This window comes from Komagataeibacter kakiaceti JCM 25156 (assembly GCF_000613305.1).
Genome location: NZ_BAIO01000102.1, coordinates 1 through 6697, shown reverse-complemented (window position 1 = coordinate 6697; position 6697 = coordinate 1). Strand labels below are relative to the sequence as shown.

Annotated in this window: 4 protein-coding genes and 4 pseudogenes; 1 reads left to right on the top strand and 7 read right to left on the bottom strand. The window is 64.5% G+C overall.

Features of this window, described 5'->3' with window-relative positions; genetic code table 11:
* Positions 1 to 557 (top strand): annotated as a pseudogene (locus JCM25156_RS22530) (ribosomal RNA small subunit methyltransferase A); the annotation flags it as partial.
* Here the strand turns inward: JCM25156_RS22530 and JCM25156_RS07740 are convergent.
* From JCM25156_RS07740 to JCM25156_RS22515, 7 genes and pseudogenes are all read right to left on the bottom strand, one after another.
* Complete coding sequence (locus tag JCM25156_RS07740) at positions 530 to 1798, bottom strand: SAM-dependent methyltransferase (protein ID WP_025812677.1); 1269 nt, start codon at positions 1796 to 1798, stop codon at positions 530 to 532. The pseudogene JCM25156_RS22530 and the gene JCM25156_RS07740 sit on opposite strands and share 28 nt — an antisense overlap.
* 129 nt (positions 1799 to 1927) lie before the next feature.
* Entirely contained in the window at positions 1928 to 2518 is a 591-nt protein-coding gene (gene rplI / locus JCM25156_RS07735) for a 50S ribosomal protein L9 (protein WP_025812676.1), read from the bottom strand.
* Positions 2519 to 2531: 13 nt separating this feature from the next.
* A pseudogene (gene rpsR / locus JCM25156_RS27885) lies at positions 2532 to 2806 on the bottom strand (30S ribosomal protein S18).
* A gap of 6 nt (positions 2807 to 2812) precedes the next feature.
* Positions 2813 to 3283: a 30S ribosomal protein S6 gene (gene rpsF / locus JCM25156_RS07725; protein ID WP_025812675.1), complete on the bottom strand. Its 471-nt coding sequence runs from the start codon at positions 3281 to 3283 to the stop codon at positions 2813 to 2815.
* A gap of 180 nt (positions 3284 to 3463) precedes the next feature.
* Positions 3464 to 4064: pseudogene (locus JCM25156_RS22525) on the bottom strand (GNAT family N-acetyltransferase).
* 271 nt (positions 4065 to 4335) lie between these two features.
* Complete coding sequence (gene rpoD / locus JCM25156_RS22520) at positions 4336 to 6033, bottom strand: RNA polymerase sigma factor RpoD (RefSeq protein WP_277909411.1); 1698 nt, start codon at positions 6031 to 6033, stop codon at positions 4336 to 4338.
* A gap of 219 nt (positions 6034 to 6252) precedes the next feature.
* Positions 6253 to 6697: pseudogene (locus tag JCM25156_RS22515) on the bottom strand (DNA primase); the annotation flags it as partial.

Below are 6697 nucleotides of genomic sequence, written 5' to 3'. Positions count from 1 at the left end.
TCCCGGCTGCGCGTGATCGAGGCCGACGCCATGCGCCACGACCTGACCACGCTCTGCCCCCCGCCACGGCAGATCATCGCGAACCTGCCTACAATGTCGGCACGCCGCTGCTGGTGGGCTGGCTGCGGCAGGCCAGCGCGTGGACGCGGCTGACACTCATGTTCCAGCAGGAAGTGGCCGAGCGTATATGCGCCGCCCCCGGTTCCAGCCATTACGGGCGGCTGGGCGTGCTGGCGCAGTGGACCTGCCGGTGCGGCATGCTCATGCATATTCCACCGGGGGCGTTCTCTCCCCCGCCCAAGGTCCATTCGGCCGTGGTCGGGCTGATCCCGCATGCCGAACAGCCCGATGCGGCCCTGTTCCGCGCGATGGAACGGATCACGGCGGCGGCGTTTGGCCAGCGGCGCAAGATGCTGCGCGGCGCGCTGAAAGCGGTGGGGGGCGAGGCCCTGCTGTCCGAAGCCGGGATTGAGGGCAGCCGCCGGGCGGAGACACTGGATATTGCGGAATTCGACCGTCTGGCCCGCATTCACGCCCGCAACACGGCCGCGCCGTAAAATGCGCTGGCCGCACTGTTGCACAGCGGGGTGGATATGGGGTTCTGACCCATCATGTAATCGCGCGCCAGGGGCACGGCATCGATCTCACGCGTAAGCTGTAGCTGGAAGTTCAGGTGCCCCTGCACGCGAAAGGCCAGTTCGGATACCGCCAGATAGAATTCGAACATGCGGCAGAAGCGCGCATCATAAAGCCGGGCGATCAGTTCCCGCCTTGCCGCGAACCGGCTGCGCCAGTGGGCGATGGTCCGGGCGTAATGCAGCCGCCAGATCTCGCAATCCGTCATCCATAAACCGGCGCGTTCCACAGCCCCCACCGCCTCGCTCACCGCCGGGGAATAGCCACCGGGAAAGATGTAGCGGTCAATCCATGGATTGGTCACGCCCGGCCCTTCCACCCGCCCGATGGAATGCAGCACCATGACGCCCGAAGGCTTCAGCGCATGGCGTATGGCGTCAAAGAACAGCCCGTAATGGGCCACCCCCACATGCTCGAACATGCCGATGGAAATGATCCGGTCATACTGTCCCGCCACCGCGCGGTAATCCAGCAGGTCGAAGTTGACCCGCCCCTCCAGCCCGGCTTCGCGCGCGCGCTGGCGGGCGATGTGCAACTGCTCCACCGACAGGGTGATGCCGGTCACCCGCGCCCCGTAATCGCGCGCCAGCGTCAGCGCCATGCCGCCCCACCCGCAGCCGATGTCCAGAACGCTCATGCCGGGGTGGATCAGGTGCAGCTTGGCGGCAAGGTGGTGCTTCTTGGCGGACTGCGCCTGTTCCAGCGTTTCATTCCCGGTGGGAAAGTAACCGCAGGAATACTGCATGTCTTCATCAAGAAAAAGCCGGTAAAGCCTGCTGTCCAGATCGTAATGATGCGCGACATTGCGTCGGGCGCGCCGCAGGGTGTTGTTCTGCAGCCAGGCCCGCGCCATGTAGCGCAGGGATGAGAAAACACGCTCCCCCGCCGGGCTGCGCTCCATGACATTGAGCATGAGCACATGCAGCAGGTCATAAAGCGTGCAGTCCACCGGCAGGAGGTCGCCCGCCATGTAGGCTTCCCCCACCTTCAGCGCCGGATCGAGCAGCAGGGCGCGGGCCGTGGCAGGGTTTGCGATCCACATGCCCGCGCGGGGACCGGCCCGACCGGCATAGACCCGCCTGTCACCATCGGGGTAACGGACGTCCAGCCGCCCCATGGTCATGAAATGCTCAAAGGCCCGGTCCAGCAGTACAGATACCATTGGCCTTCTCCCCTTGCCCGACCCCTCCACAGGCGGAACGCAGCAGCCCCGAAACGGCGAAAGCGGAAGAGTTTCCTCTTCCGGGCTTTCGTGCTCCCGTCCGCCCCTGCGGGCGGCGTATCCGATCGCTCAGACGGCGGGCGCTTCCTCGATGGCGGTTTCTTCCGAAACCTCACCTTCGGTCACGACACCTTCCTCGGCCACGGTCGGTTCGTCATCACGCTCGGCGCCGATTTCCTCGCCGCGTGCCTGACGTTCCGCTTCTTCCTCGGAACGGGCGACGTTCACGGTCACCTGCATCGCCACTTCCGGGTGCAGGGCAACGCGCACGTCATACAGGCCAAGCTGCTTGATCGGCTCGGGCAGGACAACCTGGTTGCGGGTAATGGTCAGACCCGCCTTGGTCGCCGCCTCGGCAATGTCACGGGTGGTGACGGAGCCATACAGGCTGCCGCTGTCGCCGGCCTGACGGATCAGGATGACGGACAGGCCGTGCATCCGCTCGGAAAGGCGCTCGGCCTCCTCGCGGTTCTTGAGGTTCTGGGCCTCAAGCTGCACGCGCTCACGCTCGAAACGCTCGCGGTTATGTGCGTTGGCGCGGATCGCCTTGCCCTGGGGCAGCAGGAAGTTACGGGCGTAACCCGGCTTCACCGTGACGATCTCGCCCATCTGGCCCAGCTTCTCGACGCGCTGGAGCAGAATGAGTTCTACTGCGGACATGTTCCTGCCTCCCTCAGCTTACAATGTAGGGCAGCAAGGCCAGGAAACGGGCGCGCTTGATGGCCTGGGCCAGTTCGCGCTGCTTCTTGGCGGAGACTGCGTGATGCGGCTGGGAACGATCTTGCCACGCTCGGACAGGAAGCGGCTCAGCAGGCGCACGTCCTTGTAGTCGATCTTCGGCGCGTTGGGGCCGGAGAACGGGCAGGACTTGCGACGACGGTAGAAGGGACGACGCGCGCCAACCGCAACGCGGCGGGCGGCGGGATTGATCTCGGTAGATTCGGACATCAGCTCTTACTCCGCTTCGGCGCTGACGCGCTGCTGTTCTTCACGCTCGTTACGGGCGCGGAACTCCTCGCGGTCATCGAAACTGCGGCGGGGACGGCCGCTTTCGAACCGGCCCGTGGGCTTGGGCCCGCGGAAGCCACGCTCACGCTCATCGCCCTTGCGCGACAGGATGACGGACGGCGCCTCGTCAATCTCGTCCACACGCAGGGTCAGCACGCGCAGCACATCTTCGTTCAGGCCGAGCTGACGCTCGATTTCCTTGATGGCGGCGGGAGACGCGTCAAGACCCAGAAGCATGTAATGCCCCTTGCGGTTCTTCTTGATACGGTAGGCCAGCGTGCGCAGGCCCCAGTATTCGCGCTTCTTTACGGAGCCGGACTCCGCCTCAAGCTGGGTCGCGATGCCATCGGCAACGGCTTCGACCTGCTGCTGCGACACGTCGTTACGTGCGATCAGCACGATTTCATACAACGGCATTGGTACTCCCTTCGGATCACTTCAACCCCGCATGGACGGACACGGTCCGCCATGTTGCCCCGAAAGGCGCGGGTATAGCCGGGCATGATGCCACACACCCGGCAGGGAAGGAGCGGGTTGAACCACAAACCCGGCCATTACACAAGGAAAAAGTACATCCCCGCGGAGTTGCGCGCGGGTTCAGGCCACCCGCAGGCGGGCGGGCAGCGGCAGGCCCAGCGTATCGGGAATGGCCCAGACCTCATGAATGGTCCTGACCTTGCGAAAGCCCGCGCGCAGATAGGTGGGCAGTGCGCGCGGATGATCGGCCGAACAGGTATTGACCCGTACCGCCGCAGGCCGGGCCTGCCAGGCGCGCGCGACCATCTGGTGCAGGAAGACACGCCCGATCCCGCGCCCGATCCATGCGGGCAGCAGGCCGAAATAGGCGATGTTCACATCCGGCCCGTGCCGGCTGTCCAGTTCGCAGAACCCGGCGGGCACGTTGCATCATAGAGTACATGCACGCCAATGCCGGGGCTGGACAGCAGGCGGGCAAGCTGTGTGTCGGGCATGACCCGGCGCAGCCACCAGCAGTAATCCCGCCCGACCGCGTCGTACAGGCCGCGATACCAGCCCACATCAGCCGCGCGACCTGCCGGATCCCGTAGCCCACCGGCAGGGCGGGCGGATGCGCGGGTGGCGGGCGATCCATGCACAGGAACGTAATCTCCACCCCGATCCGTGTTCCACCGCCGTCGGGTCCGTCCCGGACGGCGGCACATGGAACCTCAGTTATCATCAAGGAACGAGCGCAGCTTGCGGCTTCGGCTGGGGTGCTTGAGCTTGCGCAGCGCCTTGGCTCGATCTGGCGGATACGTTCACGGGTCACGTTGAACTGCTGGCCGACCTCCTCAAGCGTGTGGTCGGTATTCATGCCGATGCCAAAGCGCATGCGCAGCACACGTTCCTCACGCGGGGTAAGGGAGGACAGCACCCGCGTCGTGGCTTCGCGCAGGTTGGTCTGGATGGCGGCGTCAAGCGGGATGACCGCAGTCTTGTCCTCGATGAAATCACCGAGATGGCTGTCCTCTTCGTCCCGATCGGGTTTCGAGCGAGATCGGCTCCTTGGCGATCTTGAGCACCTTGCGCACCTTTTCCAGCGGCATGCCCAGCTTCTCGGCCAGTTCCTCCGGCGCGGGTTCGCGCCCGATCTCATGCAGCATCTGGCGCGAGGTGCGCACCAGCTTGTTGATCGTCTCGATCATGTGGACCGGAATGCGGATGGTCCGCGCCTGATCGGCAATGGAGCGGGTGATGGCCTGACGGATCCACCATGTGGCGTAGGTGGAGAACTTGTAGCCACGGCGGTATTCGAATTTGTCCACCGCCTTCATCAGGCCGATATTGCCCTCCTGGATCAGGTCGAGGAACTGAAGGCCGCGATTGGTGTATTTCTTGGCAATCGAGATCACCAGCCGCAGGTTGGCCTCGATCATTTCCTTCTTGGCGCGCGCCGAATCACGTTCCCCGCGCGAGACGGTGGCATAGACGCGCCGGAACTCACCTACAGGCAGGCCGGTTTCCTGTGTCAGTTCGGCCACCTGGTTGCGCAGGCGCGCCACCGTCTCGCCATGCTTGGCGATGAAGTTCTTCCACGACTTGCCCGGCAGGGCGGACGCCATGTCCATCCAGCCGGGATCGAGTTCGCGGCCGCGATATTTCAGCAGGAAGTCATCGCGTGAGACGCGCGTGCTTTCCGCCAGCCGCAGCATGCGCCCTTCCAGCCCGTTCAGGCGCTGGAATATTTCCTTCAGGTGTTCGACCAGCACCTCGATCCGGGCATTATGCAGGTGTACCTGCTGCACCTTGCCCACCAGTTCCAGACGTAGCTGCTCGTAGCGGCTTTCATCCTCGGCGGAGATGTCGGCGCCCGCGGTGAATTTCTCCAGCCGTTCGGCCTGCACCTTGTGCAGCGCCGCGTACAGGGCCTCGACTTCCTGAAACTGCTCGAGGATTTCAGGCTTCAGCTTTTCTTCCAGCGCGGACAGCGACAGGCCGGCGCCTTCGCCCTCCCCTTCGCCCTCGCCGTCGGTTTCCTCGGCCTCGTCGTTCTCGGCGCCCTCGCCGCCCTCAAAGGCATCCTCGCCCTCGGTGGATTCGGCGGGGTCGTTGCCGCCGGACTGCATGGCTTCCAGATCGACGATGTCGCGCAGAAGCATCTCACCGGCCTTGAGCCGCTCATGCCACGAGATGATGGCGCGGAAGGTCAGCGGGCTTTCGCACAGGCCGCCGATCATCTCGTCACGACCGGCCTCGATGCGCTTGGCGATCGCGATCTCGCCCTCACGCGAGAGCAGTTCGACCGACCCCATCTCGCGCAGGTACATCCGCACCGGATCATCGGTCCGGCCCAGGCTTTCGGTATCGACATTCCCGGCGGAGGCTTCCTCGGTCTCGCTCTCCTCCTCCTCGGTGCTGTCCTCGCTTTTGGTTTCGGCGGCGGGGGCGGCCTCGGTGTCGTCGTTATCCTCGTTCTCGACAACCTGCATGCCCATTTCCGACAGCGCGGCCATCACGTCCTCGATCTGCTCGGAAGACATCTGATCCTGCGGCAGGACGGCGTTCAGTTCGTCAAAAGTGATGTAACCGCGTTCCTTGCCGCGGGCGATCAGTTTCTTGACGGCGCCGGACCGGGTGTCCAGCAGGGTTGTATCGTTATCCTGATCCCCTGAAGCCGTGTCCGTACCCGTGGCTGTCTTTGTCGCCATGCCCGATCAATCCCCACCCAGCAAATCCGTTTACGCGCGCGTGCCCAACCTGGCCGCACGCAGTTGACGCTTCCTTTCCGCCCGTTGGTAAACAGGAGAACAGGATGCTGCCAATTATACCGTTTTCATCTGCATTTGTCTGGTGCAGGTGGTCGATAACATGGCCGAAGTCAAGGGCAGGCGCGGCGCATTTCGTGCAATCCACCTAAATTTTCCGCGCTATCCATCCCCTTCATTTCCGCCCCGGCGCAACGTATCGAGCGCCAGAAGGCGGGTACGCAGGCTCTGCCACGCCGCCTCGTCCACCTGCCCGGCGCACATGCGTTCGGTGTCGGCGCGGACTTCGGCGGCAAAGCGTTCCACATTGAGCAGCGCGTAGAAATGCCACCATTCATGGCGGGAATCGGTGCCGAAAACATCATCATCCGCCTGCCCCCGCGTGCGCCGCCCACGGGTTGCACGCACGCGCTGGCACACATCGTCCAGCCCGGCGGCCGAAAGGCTGTCCGCCAGTTCATCGGGCGCGGGCAGGCCGCCCCGCGCGTCGTACATATCCAGCAGTTCCTCACGCAGGGCGGCGAGGTCGGCGGGCAGCTCGAGGCGGCAATAGGCGTCCTGCACCTCCGCCAGCACGGCGGGCTGTTCGAGTATGATGGCGCTGAGG